The 18,252-nt window shown below is 37.2% G+C and carries 19 protein-coding genes; 5 read left to right on the forward strand and 14 right to left on the reverse strand.

Features of this window, described 5'->3' with window-relative positions; genetic code table 11:
• Positions 1–227: 227 nt before the first annotated feature.
• A complete protein-coding gene (locus tag ACFX4I_RS17590) occupies positions 228–626 on the forward strand; it encodes a DoxX family protein (protein ID WP_283932875.1) in 399 nt (132 codons plus the stop codon).
• A gap of 921 nt (positions 627–1,547) precedes the next feature.
• Here the strand turns inward: ACFX4I_RS17590 and ACFX4I_RS17595 are convergent.
• The 4 genes from ACFX4I_RS17595 to ACFX4I_RS17610 all read right to left on the reverse strand — a co-directional run bounded on the left by ACFX4I_RS17595 (position 1,548) and on the right by ACFX4I_RS17610 (position 4,023).
• Positions 1,548–2,669, reverse strand: coding sequence for an NADH-dependent flavin oxidoreductase (locus ACFX4I_RS17595; RefSeq protein WP_377422023.1), 1,122 nt, complete (start codon positions 2,667–2,669; stop codon positions 1,548–1,550).
• A gap of 85 nt (positions 2,670–2,754) precedes the next feature.
• Entirely contained in the window at positions 2,755–3,069 is a 315-nt protein-coding gene (gene trxA / locus ACFX4I_RS17600; RefSeq protein ID WP_230304262.1) for a thioredoxin, read from the reverse strand.
• 47 nt (positions 3,070–3,116) lie between these two features.
• Positions 3,117–3,503, reverse strand: a complete 387-nt coding sequence (locus ACFX4I_RS17605) for an IDEAL domain-containing protein (RefSeq protein WP_230304261.1) — start codon at positions 3,501–3,503, stop codon at positions 3,117–3,119.
• 100 nt (positions 3,504–3,603) lie between these two features.
• Complete coding sequence (locus ACFX4I_RS17610; protein ID WP_309519347.1) at positions 3,604–4,023, reverse strand: RrF2 family transcriptional regulator; 420 nt, start codon at positions 4,021–4,023, stop codon at positions 3,604–3,606.
• A gap of 321 nt (positions 4,024–4,344) precedes the next feature.
• Between ACFX4I_RS17610 and ACFX4I_RS17615 the strand changes: the two genes are divergently transcribed.
• On the forward strand, positions 4,345–4,500 hold the full coding sequence (locus ACFX4I_RS17615; RefSeq protein WP_377422073.1) for an alcohol dehydrogenase catalytic domain-containing protein: 156 nt from the start codon (positions 4,345–4,347) through the stop codon (positions 4,498–4,500).
• Between the two features lie 622 nt (positions 4,501–5,122).
• Here ACFX4I_RS17615 and ACFX4I_RS17620 read toward each other — a convergent pair.
• The 6 genes from ACFX4I_RS17620 to yneA all read right to left on the reverse strand — a co-directional run bounded on the left by ACFX4I_RS17620 (position 5,123) and on the right by yneA (position 9,686).
• Positions 5,123–5,338 carry a YneF family protein gene (locus tag ACFX4I_RS17620; protein ID WP_034312934.1) on the reverse strand — a complete coding sequence of 72 codons (216 nt, stop codon included), beginning with the start codon at positions 5,336–5,338 and terminating at the stop codon, positions 5,123–5,125.
• A gap of 84 nt (positions 5,339–5,422) precedes the next feature.
• Entirely contained in the window at positions 5,423–5,863 is a 441-nt protein-coding gene (gene sirA / locus ACFX4I_RS17625) for a sporulation inhibitor of replication protein SirA (protein ID WP_230304316.1), read from the reverse strand.
• Positions 5,864–6,160: 297 nt separating this feature from the next.
• Positions 6,161–8,164, reverse strand: coding sequence for a transketolase (tkt, locus tag ACFX4I_RS17630; protein ID WP_283932874.1), 2,004 nt, complete (start codon positions 8,162–8,164; stop codon positions 6,161–6,163).
• A 235-nt stretch (positions 8,165–8,399) separates the two neighbouring features.
• Positions 8,400–8,633: a DUF896 domain-containing protein gene (locus ACFX4I_RS17635; protein WP_230302427.1), complete on the reverse strand. Its 234-nt coding sequence runs from the start codon at positions 8,631–8,633 to the stop codon at positions 8,400–8,402.
• Positions 8,634–8,698: 65 nt separating this feature from the next.
• Complete coding sequence (locus tag ACFX4I_RS17640) at positions 8,699–9,355, reverse strand: YneB family resolvase-like protein (protein ID WP_141995055.1); 657 nt, start codon at positions 9,353–9,355, stop codon at positions 8,699–8,701.
• 19 nt (positions 9,356–9,374) lie between these two features.
• Positions 9,375–9,686 (reverse strand): cell division suppressor protein YneA, encoded by a 312-nt coding sequence (gene yneA, locus ACFX4I_RS17645; protein ID WP_230302426.1) that lies wholly within the window; start codon positions 9,684–9,686, stop codon positions 9,375–9,377.
• 156 nt (positions 9,687–9,842) lie between these two features.
• On the opposite strand from yneA, the gene lexA reads away from it, so the two are divergent.
• The gene (gene lexA / locus ACFX4I_RS17650; protein ID WP_098372919.1) at positions 9,843–10,466 is read left to right on the forward strand and encodes a transcriptional repressor LexA; all 624 of its coding nucleotides are present in this window, start codon (positions 9,843–9,845) and stop codon (positions 10,464–10,466) included.
• A gap of 231 nt (positions 10,467–10,697) precedes the next feature.
• Here the strand turns inward: lexA and ACFX4I_RS17655 are convergent, their stop codons facing one another.
• Positions 10,698–10,892 carry a LysM peptidoglycan-binding domain-containing protein gene (locus ACFX4I_RS17655; RefSeq protein WP_309519344.1) on the reverse strand — a complete coding sequence of 65 codons (195 nt, stop codon included), beginning with the start codon at positions 10,890–10,892 and terminating at the stop codon, positions 10,698–10,700.
• A 768-nt stretch (positions 10,893–11,660) separates the two neighbouring features.
• Between ACFX4I_RS17655 and ACFX4I_RS17660 the strand changes: the two genes are divergently transcribed.
• A complete protein-coding gene (locus ACFX4I_RS17660) occupies positions 11,661–11,948 on the forward strand; it encodes a hypothetical protein (protein WP_230302423.1) in 288 nt (95 codons plus the stop codon).
• Positions 11,949–12,353: 405 nt separating this feature from the next.
• On the opposite strand, the gene ACFX4I_RS17665 is transcribed toward ACFX4I_RS17660, so the two are convergent.
• The gene (locus ACFX4I_RS17665) at positions 12,354–13,886 is read right to left on the reverse strand and encodes an esterase/lipase family protein (RefSeq protein WP_309519370.1); all 1,533 of its coding nucleotides are present in this window, start codon (positions 13,884–13,886) and stop codon (positions 12,354–12,356) included.
• An 880-nt stretch (positions 13,887–14,766) separates the two neighbouring features.
• Positions 14,767–14,991, reverse strand: a complete 225-nt coding sequence (locus ACFX4I_RS17670; protein WP_098372915.1) for a helix-turn-helix transcriptional regulator — start codon at positions 14,989–14,991, stop codon at positions 14,767–14,769.
• A gap of 134 nt (positions 14,992–15,125) precedes the next feature.
• Between ACFX4I_RS17670 and ACFX4I_RS17675 the strand changes: the two genes are divergently transcribed.
• On the forward strand, positions 15,126–15,764 hold the full coding sequence (locus tag ACFX4I_RS17675) for a LexA family protein (protein ID WP_230302422.1): 639 nt from the start codon (positions 15,126–15,128) through the stop codon (positions 15,762–15,764).
• 858 nt (positions 15,765–16,622) lie between these two features.
• On the opposite strand, the gene ACFX4I_RS17680 is transcribed toward ACFX4I_RS17675, so the two are convergent.
• The gene (locus tag ACFX4I_RS17680) at positions 16,623–17,312 is read right to left on the reverse strand and encodes an N-acetylmuramoyl-L-alanine amidase (RefSeq protein ID WP_377422028.1); all 690 of its coding nucleotides are present in this window, start codon (positions 17,310–17,312) and stop codon (positions 16,623–16,625) included.
• Between the last annotated feature and the right edge of the window lie 940 nt (positions 17,313–18,252).

Raw genomic sequence — 18,252 nt, forward strand, 5'->3', positions numbered from 1 at the left:
TCCTCATCTTTTTCTGGCTCATCTCCCTTTAGTACAGAACCTCGTTCCTTTTTCTCCACGGCAATCATTCAAATTGAAATGAGAAAATTATATTTGACAAATCGCTCAAAAAATATTATCTTTAATTAAAGATAAATTAATTCGAGATAATATCCCTTACTTTTTTTTAATATGAATCTCGAATCAAAGATATCTAAATTAAAAATAAATTCCAGGAGGAATCATAAATGATTGGTATAGGTTTATTAGTTATACGTGTGGTAATCGGGTTATCGTTTGTTGGACATGGAGCTCAAAAATTATTTGGATGGTTTGGCGGACATGGCTTGAAAGGTACAGGAGGCTGGTTTGATTCGATTGGCATGAAGCCAGGAGTTACCATGGCCCTATTTGCAGGTCTATCAGAGCTTATTGGCGGAGCTTTATTTGCTTTAGGTCTCCTTACACCCTTTGCTGGTATATTAATTGCACTTACAATGCTCGTTGCGATCGTTAAAGTCCATGGAGCAAATGGCTACTGGGCAACTCAAAATGGTTATGAATATAATCTTGCCATTCTTGCAGTGGCGATTGGCGTTGCGTTAACCGGAGCTGGCCCATACTCACTTGATTCTTTTCTATTTTAAACAAATCGCTTGGATTTGTTAGTGCCAATATGGAAAACACGGAGTTGGATAAAACCACTCCGTGTTTTTTCTTTTTCCCCATTGCTCCAGAAATTTTTCTATTGGTTATCAAAGCTTATAACTCGAGTAATGGATACTTCGATTATAGTGTTGGTTTGAAATATCATGTCTAAAAACTAAAACTCAAAATCAGGAAAAATGGAGTACAGTAATAAAGAGAATGATCATAACCTCATGTTTTTTATCTCTGGAGTGTCCTCACTGAATCAAAAGAACCGCTATAAGTTAAATTTTCCCTCAGAGACAGTTAAAGTGCTCCTATCCAAGCCTGAGGATATAGAAATCAATCGTACTTTAATTTGAACCTATGGTTTTAGAATACATACGATAGATATTTAGACTGTAGTAAAAAAAATAACCTATGGTCTTAGAAAATTGCTGGTACACCTTCTGTGTCAGTTTATCCGACCGGTTTATCTATTACACCAACAACAGCTACAGATACAAGGTCATATGCATTAACGCTGTCTTCTTGATCTGTTGTTAGAATGGGGGGACCATGAGGCAAATCATTATTAATTTCATTTTCATTCTAGTAATATCAGTAATCTTATTTTTTATCATTAGCTATGATGCCTCTTTAGATGAACATTTTATATTATCTCTTTTACTTATCATTACTCTGCAAATATCTTTGATATTAGCTATTCTGTTAAAAAGAAGATAACACCAGAAAAGCAGCCATTATTGGTTGCAATTCTGGCGTTTAATCGCAACTTCCTAAGTGCTGTTTAGATAGATTCTCCCCATATAAATGACCCTTCCATAAACATAAAAAACCCCGGATAAGGAGCACATATATATATGTTCCTTATCCGGGGTTATATGCATTTTTCATTTCACTAATATCTGAACGTCTATTTATTCAATCCCTGGAAACCATCCTGGAGAGTGAATGATCGCCTGCCATAATGGGTCTGGAATATCAAGTTGCTGCTGATTATCCTTGTTTATTTTTGTCACGATTTCTGCTTCCCTGCCTTGTTCCACTTTTTGTACCCATTCAGGATCTATAATGATTTCACGGCCTAATGCGATTAACGGAACCCCCGATTGCAGTGCTTTGATCGCATCATCCGCTGTATAGATGGAACCAACACCAATGACAGGTACTTGATCTCCGATACGGTCTTTTATAATTTCTATCCGAGGTCTGTCAACCTCGGCTCCCCTTCTTGCTTTCGACCAGAAATCCATTAATGAAACATGAAGATAATCAAGATTTTTTGTTACAAGCCCATCAATTAATGTAAGTGTATCATCCATGGTGATTCCTGGTGTTTCAGGCTCCTCCGGTGAAAAACGATATCCTACGATGAACGGATCCTTGGCATGTTCAGCAACAGCCTTTTTCACTTCATCCACAACCGCTAATGGAAAAGTCAGACGCTTTTCAAGGGAACCGCCCCACTTGTCTTCACGCCGGTTTGAATGAGGCGAAAAGAATTGCTGTAGCAAGTAACCATTTGCACCGTGAATCTCGACACCGTCAAATCCCGCTTCAATGGCACGTCGGGTGGTTTCACCAAAGTCAAGAATGATCGATTCTATTTCCTTTTCAGATAGTGGACGCGGAACTGCTTTCCCTTCGCCTTCCGATGGGATATTGCTTGCACTGACAACATCGCCATTTACTAATTCCGGTGGTACCTCACGGCCGCCATGAAAAATCTGAAGAATTGCCTTTGCACCTTTCGCTTTAATTGCTGATGCCAAACGACTTAGACTAGGTATCAATTCATCCTGATCTCCGCCAAATTCCCCATGAAAACCTTTGCCATTAGCCGTCACGTAAGTACATGCCGTTATAACCATGCCGACCCCGCTTGACCTACGTTCATAATAGTTAACTTCGGCGTCGGTTACAGTCCCGTCAGGATTAGAAGAGAAATTTGTCATAGGCGCCATCACCAATCGATTTTTCACTTCTAATTTCTTTCCAAAATTGAACGATTCAAATAATGGTGTATATTTAGAATTCATTTAGTAATCCTCCATTTAGTTACCCACCATGTTGGTTGGTATTATTCCTTAATTCACAATACACATCCGCATATCATGATAATGATCATGCATGTTTTGTGATTAATGCCGAAATGGCTTCTTTTGGCTGGAAGCCAATAGCTTGATCTACCTTTTCTCCATCTTTGAATAGAATTAGAGCTGGAATTCCCATAACTCCATATTCGCTTGTAGTATCAGAATTTTCATCCACATTAAGTTTTACGATTTTAACCTGATCACCCATTTCCACATCAATTTCATTAAGCACTGGGGCAATCATTTTACACGGACCGCACCACGGTGCCCAAAAATCAACCAATACTAAACCTTCCTTGATTTCACTAGCAAAATTATCATCTGTTACATGTTCTATTGTCATGTTCATTTCCTCCTTGTATTATCCGAAATATTTATGGTCTTTACTCATCATCTATTTAAATCAAGTTTAGCGATTCTATTTCCCGGGATAAGAAACTCTGATTTCCTCGCATTTATTTTCGGATGGATTTTGATGGATTCCAATTTACCGGATAACTCCATAAACCATGTTTCATCTTTAGAAAGTAACGCTAAATCAATTAAGGCCAAAAGATGATTTTCGTTACTGATTTCTAGATCCGGCAGTTTTTCAGTCCATTTACTCGGAATCCAAATCGATTTCCCGACCGCTTTTTCATTGTCACTTTCCACTACATTCACTTTAACGATTTCTCGATTATCACTTACCGTTTCAATGAAACCATGGATAAGTTCCCCATCTCTTGATTTTCCCTGTACCCAATCCCCATTTTTGAACTGATCGTTTTCAACCATTTCCTTAACACCCCTTTTATGTTCATTTAATATTCAAACTATAGTTATTAACTGTAATAATAAAATATACATTTAGTGCAAAGAAAAAACTAAATCAATATCACGGACATTGTTTAATTTTTTCCAAAAAAGTGCTGAGAGTTATATCTTCTAAATATTTTTCAAAATATAATTCAGCTTCATCGAATATTTGATTCATGACTATCTGGGTATTGGAAGATATGACACATTTTTTCTCCGGATCACCTGTACACCACTTTGGTTTCAATGTCCCATGTGAAACAGTTATATAAATATCTGCCAAACTTACCTCTTCAGGGTTACAGTCTAGAATATAGCCTCCGCCAACACCTTCTTTAGTTTTTACAAATCCTTTTTTTCTTAAGCAGCTCATCATTTTTCGAATCCTTACCGGGTTTGTACAAACGTTTTCTGCGATAGACTCGCTGCTTGCCATATGATCTGGTAGATAAGCTAAATAGACCAAACTATGCACAGCTATTGTAAAATCACTATTCACTTTTCGCATCCTCCTCAAGAAGATTACTGTAATAATAATATTTACAGTTGGTAAAGTCAAGTCAAAAAACTCAACAGCTTCCTCAACTGTGTTGATTAATTTATTATTGTGATGAAATCCCCCTACACAAAGGAAAGAGGGAATGATTTTTAGAGAGATATCTCATTGTTGAGAAAGATTCAATGCTGTATATGCCGATATTAGATTAACCTAGAGTACTCACTTTTATCCTGAGGATGATAATAACCTTTTGAAACCATATAATCACCTATTAACCCAAAAGAAGTTAAATAACCCTATACCAAAACTTCAGATGATATTATCGTAAAAGTTACAAATTCAGCCATTTGCGGTTCGGATTTGAGCTTGATTCATCAAAGATTCAAAAAAACAACGGATTATGTTAGATGCCATAAGCCAATGGGGGCTGTCGAGGAAGTCGGTCTTGGTATAAATAAAATCCTATATAAAAAATAAGCACTCGACCAATTCAGGTTAATTGCTTTTCTATTTATAAGGTTCATTCAAATCAAAAACACCCGATTACTTGGATGCTTACCTTTAATCAATTTCATATATTAACTAACTCTCCATTGGTAAATAAAAAGACTAATAGAAAAGATTTTTATTTTTTACATTTACATTTAGATTTCCATTTGAATTTAGATTCCCATTTGTTGTCTTTAAATTTACTTTTGTGTTCAAATTTATGTTCACATATAGGAAACCACACCTTACAAGTATCCTCAAAGCATTTTTTCACAAAATCATTTATCATTTTAACACCCTCCTTAATACTGTATATGCATCTTTTGATAGTAGGTGTGGACAAGTATTGTTTTAGTTTGCGTGTTTACTTTCAAAATAAAAAAGCCCTCACATAGAACGAGGACTTACCTTACAATTCCAAAACAAAAACCACCTTTACTGAATCATTCATTCAGAAAAAGTGGCTTAAGAAACAAAAATGAAAGATAAACCAAAATTTTATATAAAATCGGTGGAAAAATTCAGTCTAAATGGATCACCATTTCGATATTATATAAAATTTTGCATCCAATCTTCCAAGAACATTGATATATCAAGGTTTCATGCTATCTTATTTTGTTTGTTGTTTATTCATGGCGCTCATCATTTGATTAATTTTCTTTTGGGATGGTTTCATACCCATTTGCATCATCATCATTTTCAACATCTGTTCGTTAATTGGCGGATTTTTCTTTAAGTAATCCATCATGTATTTACGAGCGATGAAAAATCCCAGCACTACTCCAGCAATCAATGCCAGTACGCCAACTAGAATGTAAACCCACATACTATTTCCTCCTTCATGTTGTCTAACATCAGTGTACTAGACCAAAGGTTATTATACAATACCCGCTACCGAAAAGTCCCCCATTTAGACAAATTTTCTTTCTTTTATCGGTTTTAACCAACCGTATTTTTCATGTTCAAAATCAATGGCCAGAAAACTTGCTTCATATTTTCGAATACTTTCAAAGAAAGCGGTCTCCGCTTCATAATCTCCTTCAGCTTTAAGAGTAATGGACTCATTTTGAATGATTAAAACGGCTTTACTTGTTCCGTTTGTTTTTTCTAAATAGTATTTTCCATTTTGACTCCAATAATTCATCTTTTTTTGCAAACGTTGTTCAATAGCTACCTGCAACTGGTTAATCGGGACTGTTTTGGTGACATATTCGATTTGTTTTTGCAAAATACTCTTCAGTCTGCCCCTTGCTTGAATATACTCCAAAAACAAATTGAAAAATAGCTTTTCTCTACCATAATAATGATGGGCAAATTCATCTTCGATTAAATAAATTTGATAGGTTCTCATCAGCCAATGCCTCCTAGCTCTCCTATTTTGGTCATGAAAACATCTAACCACCAGGACCCTCTCCACTATTTTCCACTATTGATGACTTTCCCCTTTAACTGACACATTTAAACGAAATTTATTTATTCTCATTATATATTGACAAACTAAAAAGATATGTTGATTGCTGGAGAAATTTTCTTCTTTTTTTGTCGAATGGAAGATTTCCTTTAGAATAGGAACACATTCAATATAAAATAGGATTGTTTTTTGGAAAAAAACTGACACCAATCCAATTGGTGTCAGTTCCCATTACTATTATTTAAGCATTTCCTTAACTCGAGCAACTACATTTTCTACAGTGAAACCGAATTCCTCCATGATTTTACCGCCTGGTGCAGAAGCTCCAAAATGATTGATGGCCAATATTTCACCTTCATCACCTGCATAACGATCCCAGCCAAATGGTGAAGCCACTTCGATAGCTAGACGTTTTTTCACTGCCGGATTGATTACGCTTTGTTTATATTCTTTAGATTGAGTTTCAAATCGATCCCATGATGGCATGCTGATTACCGAAACATCAATTCCTTCGTTCGCTAAAGCTTTCTGTGCTTCCACAGCCAAGTTCACTTCGGAACCAGTCGCAAGAAGTAATGCATCGGCTACTTCTTTCTTGGAAGCAGAGATGATGTAAGCACCTTTTGAAACACCTTCATACGCGGTTTCGGAAGTGTCTTTTATTGTTGGCAATCCTTGACGAGTCAGTACAAGAGCAGTTGGTTTATTTGTAGACTCCATTGCCACTTTCCAGGCTGCTGCCGTTTCATTGCCATCAGCTGGACGTATTACCCCTAGGTTAGGCATTGCGCGCAATGATGCTAATTGTTCGATTGGCTCATGAGTCGGTCCGTCTTCCCCTACAGCAATGCTGTCATGAGTGAACACATAGTTTACTGGCAGTCCCATTAGTGCTGCCATTCTTATGGCAGGACGTAGATAATCAGAGAATACAAAGAATGTTCCTCCGTATACTTTTAATCCACCATGAAGTGCCATTCCATTTAAAGCCGCACCCATAGCGAATTCACGTACACCGAACCATATATTACGGCCACTGTAATTACCAGGTAATAGGTCTGTCTCACCTTTTATGGCAGTATTATTAGATCCGGCTAAATCCGCAGAACCCCCAATGAAGCTAGGGACCTTTTTGGCAATCGCATTTAGTACTTCCCCACTCGAAGCACGGGAAGCTAATGTCTTACCTTCTTCATAGACTGGAATTTCCTGATCCCATTCAGCAGGCAGTTCACCTTTGATGGCAAGCTCCAATTGCTCTGCTAACTCAGGATGTGCTTCTTTATAATTTTTAAACAATTCATTCCAAGCCTCTTCTTTTTGAGCGCCTGCATCAACAACAGCTTCATTGAAGTGTGAATACACTTCTTCCGGAACATGGAAGTCCTCTTCGAATGTCCATTTATATGCTTCTTTTGTCAACTTCAGCTCATCTGCACCAAGCGGAGCGCCGTGAACAGCAGATTTACCTGAACGGTTTGGTGAACCGTAACCAATAACCGTTTTCACTTCGATTAATGTTGGGCGTGCATCATCGGTTTTCGCTTCTTCAATCGCTTTGGCAATTTCCTGAAGATCGTTCCCATCCTCAACGCGGATATATTGCCATCCATAAGATTTAAACCGGTCTGCCACGCTTTCACTAAATGATTGACTTAAGTCTCCGTCAAGGGAAATATCATTAGAATCATATAAAACAACAAGTCTTCCGAGTTGTAGATGTCCAGCTAATGAAGCGGCCTCTGCAGAAACACCTTCCATTAAATCCCCATCTCCACAAATGCTATATGTATAATGATCGACCACATTATAAGAATCGCGGTTATAGCTTTCTGCCAAGTGACGTTCTGCCATTGCCATTCCGACTGCCATTGCGATACCTTGTCCAAGCGGCCCAGTAGTTGCATCTACACCAGCAGTATGTCCGTATTCAGGATGTCCTGGAGTTTTACTGCCCCATTGGCGGAAGCTTTTCAAATCATCGATAGATAAGCCATAGCCCGATAGATGAAGAAGGCTGTATAACAGCATAGACCCATGACCAGCTGAAAGAACAAAGCGGTCTCTATTAAACCAATCTGGATTTTTCGGGTTATGGTTCATATATTCGGTCCATAGTTTATACGCCATCGGCGCTGCACCCATTGGCATACCTGGATGGCCAGAATTAGCCTTTTCAATTGCATCAATCGATAATGTACGAATCGTATTAATAGAAAGTGCATCTAATTTATCTAACATATCGTAAAAACATCCCTTCCTGTAATGTACCTCTTTATATTATAGTGACAAGCATAATATCACAACTAAAATCACTATTTACTGCCCCAATATTACAATTTTCTAGAAATAAGAGAAGTCCCCTATTTAGATTAAACTAAATAGGAGAATACATACATGAATGCACTCTCTTTTTACTCCAAATTGCTAATAGAATCCTCAAATGGAATGTTCCATCAGAAGAATCCAAGCATTATTAATGTAAGTTTCTTTTTTCTTTTATATTTTTTATCTTTTGAGGAGTGACATCATTACCTTCTGGATCCACGACTTTCACATGCTCCAACGTAGAGGTCATGGACTTTCTGAATGTTTCCAAATACTCACTTCTCAATTGGGTTTGTTCTTTCGCCTCAACTTCCGTCAAACCTTCAGCCTTTGCCTTTTTAGAAAGTTCATTAATACGGGCTAATTTTTCTTTTGATAACATAATTTCGCTCCTTCATAATCTGCGGATATTGTCATGGTATTAAAAAAATAGCGAAATTACAAGTTCTATGATTGACTTTCCAGTGTATTCAGTTGATGTTCGAGGAAACGCCTGTTCACAGTAGCCTTAGATACATTGTATCCAAATCCCCTTAAAGTTGCTGCGATTTCAGCAAATGTCAATCCATTGGCCCGAAGTTTAATAATTTCCTCTATAGGAATCTCCTTACGGTCCCTTCCAGTGGAATTCCTTTGATTCTGAAGATTTTTTTGAGGACGATACCCTTTTTCAACGGCCCTTATCATCCCGCGCTTTATTTTAAGATTATGTAGTTTCCTTTGATATTCTTCTACAATTCCGACTATCTGGATGACCATCGCATCCGAATCCGATAGCTCAAGTTCCCCATCGTGTGAGAGCGTATAAATTTTAACATCTTCTTTAAGGATGACATGGAAAAGGGCTATTTTGGCATTTCCTCTTCCCAGTCTTGTTTCGTCCTGGATTAATAGTACTTCAGCTTCTTTGGTTTTAAATAGTTCGAGCATGTCAAAAATGCCATCCCTATTCAACTCATAACCACTTGCCTGTTCTTTTATGATGGAAATGACTTCAACATCCATCTTTTCTGCCAATTTGACTAATTCATCTTCCTGCCTTGCCAATGATGTTTCCTGTGACTCTTTTTCTGTGCTGACCCTACAATAGATTACCGCTTTCATAATACCCTACCTTCACTGCTTACTGCTCACTCGCCAAATTCTGGACAAGTTCTTCCCCTTTAACCGGAATGACGATGACTTGACCAGGTTTAATCGAATCCGCCCTGACTTCATTATGCTCTTCTATCCAACCAATGAATTCTTTTTTTGTCAAATTTGCTTCTTCATATTCTTCGGCAATTTCCCATAGGGTGTCACCTTCACTTACTTCTATAGAAAGGAAATCATTTTTTTGTTCATTGTTCAATGTACAAGAGAATAAAATTGAAAAGATGAATACTGATCCCGCTAATAGAATCGTATAAATATAATTTTTGTATAATTTTTTCATAAATATCCCTCCAAAGCGAATGTTCGTTCGTATGTTATGATCAAATTATAATACGAACGTTTGTTTCAGTCAACAACAAAATTCGAACTTATGTTTGTATAGAGTTGGGGGCCATGCTATAATATAGCCAAAGAACATTGGGGAAGAGGTGCACAAATGACTAAACTATCAAAACGGCAGCAAGATATTCTTGATTTCATTAAAGAAGAGGTTCGCCAAAAAGGCTATCCACCTTCCGTACGGGAGATTGGCGAAGCAGTGGGACTTGCATCAAGTTCAACAGTACACGGACATTTATCCCGCCTGGAAAGTAAAGGCCTGATTAGACGTGACCCAACCAAGCCAAGGGCCATTGAAATAATGAATTCGGAGGAAGCGAACAATATTCCCAAAGCCAATGTCGTGAACGTGCCGTTACTTGGAAAAGTAACAGCGGGCATGCCCATAACGGCCATCGAGAACATAGAAGAATACTTTCCGCTTCCCGAAAGCATGGTTCCACATGATGACCATGTTTTCATGCTGGAAATCATGGGTGAAAGTATGATCGAAGCTGGAATTCATGATGGAGACTATGTCATCGTCAAACAACAAAGCAATGCCAATAATGGAGATATCGTCGTGGCCATGACGGAAGATGATGAAGCCACTGTAAAGCGATTCTTTAAGGAACCGGATTACATAAGGCTTCAGCCTGAGAACTCAAATATGGAACCAATTATTTTACGAGATGTTTCGATACTTGGAAAAGTAATAGGCTTATATAGACAAATACACTAAAAGCGCTAACCGCGCTTTTTTTGTTTTGTTTAATTTATGTCCCGAATTCTCTCAATATGCATATGGAAGAGTAGGTTTTGATATATTTTTTTAATAGAATCCATTTTCATGGGAATATTACATCTTTTATAACGGATGTAAGGTACACTATCCCTCTTGATATAAATACTTTGGCAAGAAGCTCATTCAAATAAAAAAGGAGAGCGTTAAAATACCGCTCCCAGTTAAAATTCATTTCACTCTTAATCTTTGATTCACTTTAATAAGGTTAAGATCGACCAAGCCATTCCACTGTTGAATCTGCACTTGTGTAGAACCATATGCTTTTGCAATCCCAGAGACGGAATCCCCTTTTATGACAATATGATAAACCTCCTCGTTGCTTGCATCATATTTAGTTAAATCGCTTGTTTCGATAAGGTTCACCAGTTTTTCTGTATATTCCGGATCCGAAGCATACCCCGCATCGAATATTGCTTTGAGTGCTTTTTTGTAATCTTTTTCTCCAATGACAGCTGTATATAGACTTCACTTCCAAGACGCCCCCTTTACGTATAGATTGGCAAGATCTCGAAGACTTTCTTCCCAAGATGGGTATTTCCTGAATTTGTTTCATACTTGAACGGGCACACCGTTGATGCATTCCATTTTTTGGATAATGACAGACTTGCCCTTAAAGTCATCTTTTATACCGAATATATTTTTTCCTTGATTTGCTAATAAGCTTGTGCAATGACAACAGAAGGTAAAATATTAAATTCCTTTTGAATTTTCTGGGCATAAGGAGCAATTTCCTTAATTAATCTTTCCTTGCTCATTAGAACCTACCATTAAAAGGTATTACTTTATTTTTTACTGTTTATCTTCATTAATATTCTTAACCATGAGAAAGGTTACAGCTTGTCCATCAAAAATGAGTCCGATATTTCGTTTATTACTTTTAATTTAGATAACATACTTATGTTGGCTCGCTCCGAGTTTTATTAAACCATTCCCGCTGCCAACCAGAAAAAGCCGTCAATCCATATAATTATATGGATTGACGGCTTTAAAATTGAACTCTGAAAATTTTCAAAACCTGGTTGCATAACCTTTTATTTATTAGTTTTAAATATGAATTTATTTATTATTGTATAAAGCCTTGATAAAAAGTGAAAATTAATTTTGAAAACTTCAATTTAAGGTGGTGAAATTATGGACTTCCCAACCATCCATACAAACTTTTGGGATGCGGTAATAGCCATTCCTATCATCATGATTCTTACTCAATTTATTAAGGTCATGTTTCATATTCATCCAAAATTCATCCCTACCATCGCTTTGGGTCTTGGCTTATTCATTTCCATTTTCATCAGTCATCGTCATCACTTGGTTGCAGGGATTTTCATGGGCTGGTTTTATGGCTATGCAAGCATTGGCAATTATGCTGCACTTAAAACTGGTATTTTGTCTTATAGAGACACTTATCATAAGACAGATTAAACCCTATGTCTCTCGCTGCAATTCATCAATCTCTTGTATTGCAAGGGCCCTACTTGCTTCTATCCCCATCGAATATCCGTTAAATTAATTTCTATATTAACAATTACGACCTGAATGTTTCCTTTGGCTGAATCACCATCTCCCATGTTAACCATACCATTAAACATTACCCCAAAAATACCTTTTCAATTAAGAAAAGGTATTCATTTGGTAAAAAAAGGAGGTTCGGAATACTCTTATCCCGAACCATGATTTTAATGGTTGAAACCCTCACCTGATTGAAGAAATTTACGACGCTCCTGCCGAAAAACGACTAACCAAAATCCACTAGATGCTTGCTTTGATGAGGCTTGGTAGACAGTAGTTGAAAAGGGAGCGGATTTCTCAATAAGAGAAGGCATTTCATTATTTCTCGATATAGACCGAACGAACCAGCGTCCGGGTTCTTTCAGTGCCATCCACATTTTTTTCCTTGACATCAATTGTTACATTATAAACACCTGACTTAGGTACTTCTGGAAGGGTACCAGTAAAATTTTCCGGCTCCATTACCTTAATTGAGCTTTTCCCACTAATTTCATTACCGGTTTCATCTACTAAATGAACCAAAAATGTTGTGCTGATAGGCGTTTTTTTATCTTTCATTGGATTCTTTATTAAAAATTTCGCATCTTTTTGCTTAACTTTTCCGGGCATACTTAATGTAATGGGATTCTTTTCGTTAAATTGCGCTGTGAACAGGTAGGCGTCTTTTGGCGATTTAGTCTTCATTCGCACTTTCCAGTCACCGATTTCAAGGTTGTTTCTATTGAATGTTTGGATGGTTGCACCATTAAAAAAGGAAGTTTCATTTTTGACTGAATCAACCTTTAAGGAAGGTGAATATTTTTTATTGGATGGAGAAATCAATTCAACCTCGACATCATCTGAGGCTGTATATATGGTTATATTACCCGGGGCTGATTCATTTACATGGAAACTTTGTTCAATCCAAACATTTTGTTTCAGGTCATCACCCAGAACAGTTTGAGCGAGTGCGGTTGTAATGACATCATCTTCAACTCGTTCTTTATAATTGACATTAAAGCCAGGAATCCCAGCGGTGGAAGTACTCCTTAAATAGGGTTCAATTCTTGAAAATACAGCTGAACCGACTCGGATATTGTCGTGATCAAAGTTGGGATCCGTAAATAAATGTGTTGCGTAGGGTATTTTTGTACTCCATACATTTACTAGACCATCATTTTCGCCATATGAAGATAGATATTGTCCACCCATTGATAAAGCTGAAAGAACCGGGCCTCTGTTCATACCTGCCACAGTGAAATACATGTTTTTACGAGAGTTAACATGGTTATCCGTGACAGAACGAAATTCCGCCATTTTACCAACTTGTAAAGAATAAGTTCCATCATCTTTTTGACCTAATAGGGAACCAAGCCAGCCCGCATACCAGCTATAAGCCAAATCAGCAAGGTAAGAACCATGATGAGGGGAAGCTAAAGTGATGACCCTTCCAACATATTGGTGTGCTCCATAGTGTACTAGAGCCGCTTGGGTGTCTGCCCCCCCTTTGCTGTGAGCTATAATATTTACTTTTTCGCCCCCGAAATGGTTACTGATTTCTGAAAGCATTTGTGCTAAAAGCCTTCCATTAGCATATTGGCTCACTGATCCATTTCCAGCTGAATCATGAAGCTGAACAAAAACCGTTTGGTAGCCTGCTTCATACGCCTTGGTATACATATCATTGATCCCATGATATTCCGTTTCACCGTACCAGCTGGTTGAACTGCTGTTTCTCCCTTGAACAAACACGATCGGTGGTTTCTCTTTGTCAAGATTGGGAGGAATGCTTCCAAGAAACCAATCCCCTGGACTGAAAGTTTCGGAGGGAGGCTTCAATTTCCCTGCTGAGGAAACGTCTGGCTTAGCCATAATTAATATGGTTAGAATGAGGACAAGAAAAACGATATAATTGATTACATTCCTTTTCAATTGTTATCTCCTCCAATATCCTGTAGTATTTTTTCGAACTCATCCTATTATCAATGCCCTCCTTCCCAGGACTTCCTTAGCCTTCATTATTATATAATTGTACTTTTGCATACCATTACCTGCCATCTTCATAAAGATGGGAGAAAAAAACTAGAAGAAGTTCAATAAAAATGGAGATAAAGTATGAAGATTAGCTTTCATTCATTTAGGTATGCAGTCTTTTTCATTTTATGAAGTCGTACATACGGAGCAAATCGGGATGCTTCAAGTTCACAAAAATAAGAACAAGCCCTTATCCTGGAAAGGATAAGGGCTTGTTCATCCATATTAACTTTTCCTTAGAATTTGCCATTGTCCAATTGCTCCTATTCATGGTGTTTTGAAAATCCGTCCTATACATTAAGTAAATAAAAATGTTTCACAGCAATTGTCTGTCATTCAATGGGATCTCAGTATCAATCGTCAATTTTATATAAAGTATCAGCATACAGCCCTTTTATTAAGGAACACCCAAGAAATTTGGATTTTTACTCTTTTAAGCACGTATTTCATCCTGAGAACAGGATCAATAATTTCAGTGATAAGCCAATTTGTCAACACCGTCGTGTACGATAATATCCTCAATGACCTCTCCACGAATTTCCTTCCAATCTTAAATGTGCTAACGGCAGCAGCTCCTACTGCAACTTCCCTTTCCACTTTGTTCACCTTCTTTCCATCATTTCTTGAATCTTGTCCCATGGAAGTTAGGATTGTAATTGATTAGACTTTACATTCCGAATGGCCACTCTGGTGAAGAAACGCTGGAACACTTGAACTTTCAACTACATTTGAAGTGTAGGTGAGGATCAAAAAAAATAATCTCGTCGATTGAGAATCCTACACATTCAGCAAATAAATAAGCCTTATCGATTCGCAAAGGAATCTTATATTGCTCATAGTCAATGTAAGTTCTCTTGGCCATCTTCAGCACTTTAGCCATTTCATCTTGAGTTAATCCTTTATACTTCCTCGCTTGTTTAAGTGTGAACTTAACGTTTGTCATATCTTGTCACCACCTGTCTAAAAAAATAATATCACACTTGAAGTATAGTTTCCAACATTTTTTCACAAAATTCACGCACTTTAAGTTTACTCGCTTTCACTCATAGTGTATATTCAAGTAAGAGGTGAAGAAATATGCACATTGGTGAACGGATTAAAATGTTAAGAAAAGAAAGAAAAATGACACAAGAAGATTTGGCAAATATATTAAAAGTGGCCCCAACGGCAGTATCGGCCTGGGAATCCGGACGGAATAAACCTTTAATGGATAAATTGAGCATGATGTCCACATGCTTTGAAATACCTCTATCCCACCTCATTGAAGGAGCACCTGTCGTTAGAAATAATCCTGGAATGGAATTCCTAAATGAAAGGAATGTAAGATTAATTGGTGTTTACGGGAATATCCCTGCTGGAGAACCTAATTTTACCAATGAATATATTGAAGCCTATATGCCGACATTAAATTCGATGCTAAAATCGAATAAAGAATATTTTTTCCTTAGAGTGAATGGCAATAGCATGAACAAAGAATTCAGAGACGGATCATTGATTCTCGTTGAAAAAACAACCTACATGGAAAACGGAAAAATTGGTGTGGTTTTAGTAAATGGCCACGATGCTACAGTCAAAAAAGTGAATATCAATGAAGGAAACATCACACTAACTCCCTGCAGCACGGATCCTTTTTATGAAGAAAAAACCTATAACATCAAAAATGATAGAGTCCGTATTTTGGGAAAAGTGGTTCAAGCCATTAAAATATACGATTAATATCCAACTCGAGTGTTTCTTTACACAAAGGAAAATAAAGGAATAATGAGCAACAATACATAGATTCAATTCAGTTATTTGCTGATAACCATTATGGTTTGTTCTTTTTATATGTCATTACAAAGAATCCTATCTGAAAAAGCATAGCTTACATTAGTTAAGAAGTGGAATAACTAAAGGGAAAACTAACGGGCGTCGCTATTGATCACCTGTAATTGGCTATTTAAAATATCCTATCCGTTTTTCCCAGATTACTTTTTCATTTAGTGAATGCATTTGGAAACTATATGCGTGCCAGGATGCATTTTTCAGTATATTTTCCTATTGTTTATATTGTGCAATCAAATCATCTTATTTTTATTATTGCACATCTTCAGCCTCTGACGTGATTCGAACCCGCACTCCTTTCGTAAGCATAGGCTAGGGGGAGAACACGCTTCCCTACGGATTTTTACCGGCAGGAATTCCACCTGCCTCAGCGTATTTGCTTTTCGGTGCTTCTGAAACCCTTCCTTGCGACCCGGTGGCTACAATGTTTTCTGGCGCTCTTCCCTTCTAGAGCTACAGAGGCAAATGCTTATTCTTCAATTATGAGATTCTTATAAAACTATGATTATATATAATCCCAGAAAGTGACTCCCATTTGCACAAGTCAACTGCCTTCTGTGCAAATTTATTAGTTTCTCCTTCCGCGCTATTATGCAAGTAATGGATCAATTCAGGACATTAGAATGTACATGATTATTTCATTACATGATATTCTTGAACCTGGAAAAGCCCCTCTCTATTTGAGAAGGGCTTCCTGCGTGGAGTGCTTCTGGAAGTTATAAATAATTTAACCAGTCAATTATTAATTATTCATTTCACCCGCAACTTCTGGTTTACTGTAATGGTGTATTGACTGTCAAGATCGTTCCAATCTTTAATTTGCTGAACCGTACTGCCATAAGCGGTGCTTAAGGAGTATACGGTATCCCCACTAACGACAGTGTGGTATACAGCTGTCCTTTTCTTTGTAAGATTGAAGCATTTAACTAAACCGTTTACATGTCCGCGAGCCAGTGCTTCGATAAAGGAAGCCGTTTTCAATTTGGATGCGTCATTGACATTATCGATAAAGCCATTTTCAGACAGGAGTGCAGGCATGTCCGTTTCACGGAGTACATGTAAATCTCCTGTTTTTTGTCCTCTGTCTTGGATGTTGATAAGCTTCATGACCTCTGAATGAATATGATCTTGATACGTTTTCGTGATCTGGTTAGTGGACGTATAGATGTAATCCTCGTACCCAGTTCCTCCGCCGGCATTAATGTGGATGGAGAGATAAAAGTCAGCTCCCCACGCGTTCGCTGCATTCGTACGATCGTTTAAGGAGGGGTACGTATCTTGGGTCCTGCTCATTTTTACATAAACGTTAATATATTCTATTAATAAGATGTCTTTGATTCGAGTTGCAATGGATAAAGTTAAATCCTTTTCTCTCAATCCATTCCCTACCGAGCCTGGATCCGTACCTCCATGGCCGGGATCAATAAATACTTTTACCATTTCTATCACCTCTATTAATCTTATGTTATGTTTGAACAAATGCTTGTACACATAACTATCGGATTATAGAAATTTCAAAATAATATAGAATTCTTCATCTCGCCTGCCTTTCCAAAAAAACACACCCCAAAAGGTGTTTATCGCATATTATATTATGACATTTGCCCAATGGACGAGAATTTTTGAAAAAGCTATCTTCTATTTTTTCTCTTTGGTATCAGGGATTATTGTGGTATAAGCCATCTATATACATAGTGTTGGAAAGAGATAGAGAGATTTAAAAAAAGTCAACATTAACAATAATAGTCTAACAAAAAGCTTAGCATTTATTGGTGATGGTTTATTTTATTTATTGCTACTGCACAATCTTTGATTGAGTCAATCACTATGGTGGGTTCTGATAATTGTTGAAAGTGTCCACTTTTTCCAGCGATAATGTGTTTGCTGTTTTTTGACAATGAAAGTAATTCCAATTGATTCTCAAGTCGTTTTTTTCAAACTTCCTCTGGCATCATTCGATTTTCTTGTCCACCAGTAATTACAAATAGATAAAGATTCTGAAATTTCCGACAGTTTTTCATTTAACCCTCTATCGGTCCAGAACCACCGTTAATCAAAACTATATTTGGCTTGCCGTTTCCGCTAAAATTATATTAGTAACGTCCCTTTTGGTGTATCCACTTTATATTTTTCAATTTTCAATGTCAGCACACCTCACTTGTTTAAATTACTAACAAGCTATTGGTTTCATTTATTGAAATTGCAGTCAAATATGAGGCCTTTGAATTTTTTCACGAAAGTTATAGGAAAATGTGAACTTAAATTCCTTAACATTGAACGGGATTAAGGAGATGTCATATGATGAACGATTATGATAAGTTTGAACGATTGGTTCAAAAGTTTGATCAAGAAAACAAGCTAATTCGCGCATGGGAATTAA

Source organism: Peribacillus sp. YIM B13472 (assembly GCF_042788005.1).
Taxonomy (GTDB): domain Bacteria; phylum Bacillota; class Bacilli; order Bacillales; family DSM-1321; genus Peribacillus; species Peribacillus simplex_E.

Excerpts from the sequence above, each read along its gene's own strand:
- ACFX4I_RS17590 (WP_283932875.1), top strand. The coding sequence starts at position 228 with ATGATTGGTATAGGTTTATTAGTTATACGTGTGGTAATCGGGTTATCG.
- ACFX4I_RS17595 (WP_377422023.1), bottom strand. The coding sequence starts at position 2,669 with ATGAATTCTAAATATACACCATTATTTGAATCGTTCAATTTTGGAAAG.
- trxA (WP_230304262.1), bottom strand. The coding sequence starts at position 3,069 with ATGACAATAGAACATGTAACAGATGATAATTTTGCTAGTGAAATCAAG.
- ACFX4I_RS17605 (WP_230304261.1), bottom strand. The coding sequence starts at position 3,503 with ATGGTTGAAAACGATCAGTTCAAAAATGGGGATTGGGTACAGGGAAAA.
- ACFX4I_RS17620 (WP_034312934.1), bottom strand. The coding sequence starts at position 5,338 with ATGTGGGTTTACATTCTAGTTGGCGTACTGGCATTGATTGCTGGAGTA.
- sirA (WP_230304316.1), bottom strand. The coding sequence starts at position 5,863 with ATGAGAACCTATCAAATTTATTTAATCGAAGATGAATTTGCCCATCAT.
- tkt (WP_283932874.1), bottom strand. The coding sequence starts at position 8,164 with ATGTTAGATAAATTAGATGCACTTTCTATTAATACGATTCGTACATTA.
- ACFX4I_RS17635 (WP_230302427.1), bottom strand. The coding sequence starts at position 8,633 with ATGTTATCAAAAGAAAAATTAGCCCGTATTAATGAACTTTCTAAAAAG.
- ACFX4I_RS17640 (WP_141995055.1), bottom strand. The coding sequence starts at position 9,355 with ATGAAAGCGGTAATCTATTGTAGGGTCAGCACAGAAAAAGAGTCACAG.
- yneA (WP_230302426.1), bottom strand. The coding sequence starts at position 9,686 with ATGAAAAAATTATACAAAAATTATATTTATACGATTCTATTAGCGGGA.
- lexA (WP_098372919.1), top strand. The coding sequence starts at position 9,843 with ATGACTAAACTATCAAAACGGCAGCAAGATATTCTTGATTTCATTAAA.
- ACFX4I_RS17660 (WP_230302423.1), top strand. The coding sequence starts at position 11,661 with ATGGACTTCCCAACCATCCATACAAACTTTTGGGATGCGGTAATAGCC.
- ACFX4I_RS17665 (WP_309519370.1), bottom strand. The coding sequence starts at position 13,886 with ATGGCTAAGCCAGACGTTTCCTCAGCAGGGAAATTGAAGCCTCCCTCC.
- ACFX4I_RS17670 (WP_098372915.1), bottom strand. The coding sequence starts at position 14,991 with ATGACAAACGTTAAGTTCACACTTAAACAAGCGAGGAAGTATAAAGGA.
- ACFX4I_RS17675 (WP_230302422.1), top strand. The coding sequence starts at position 15,126 with ATGCACATTGGTGAACGGATTAAAATGTTAAGAAAAGAAAGAAAAATG.
- ACFX4I_RS17680 (WP_377422028.1), bottom strand. The coding sequence starts at position 17,312 with ATGGTAAAAGTATTTATTGATCCCGGCCATGGAGGTACGGATCCAGGC.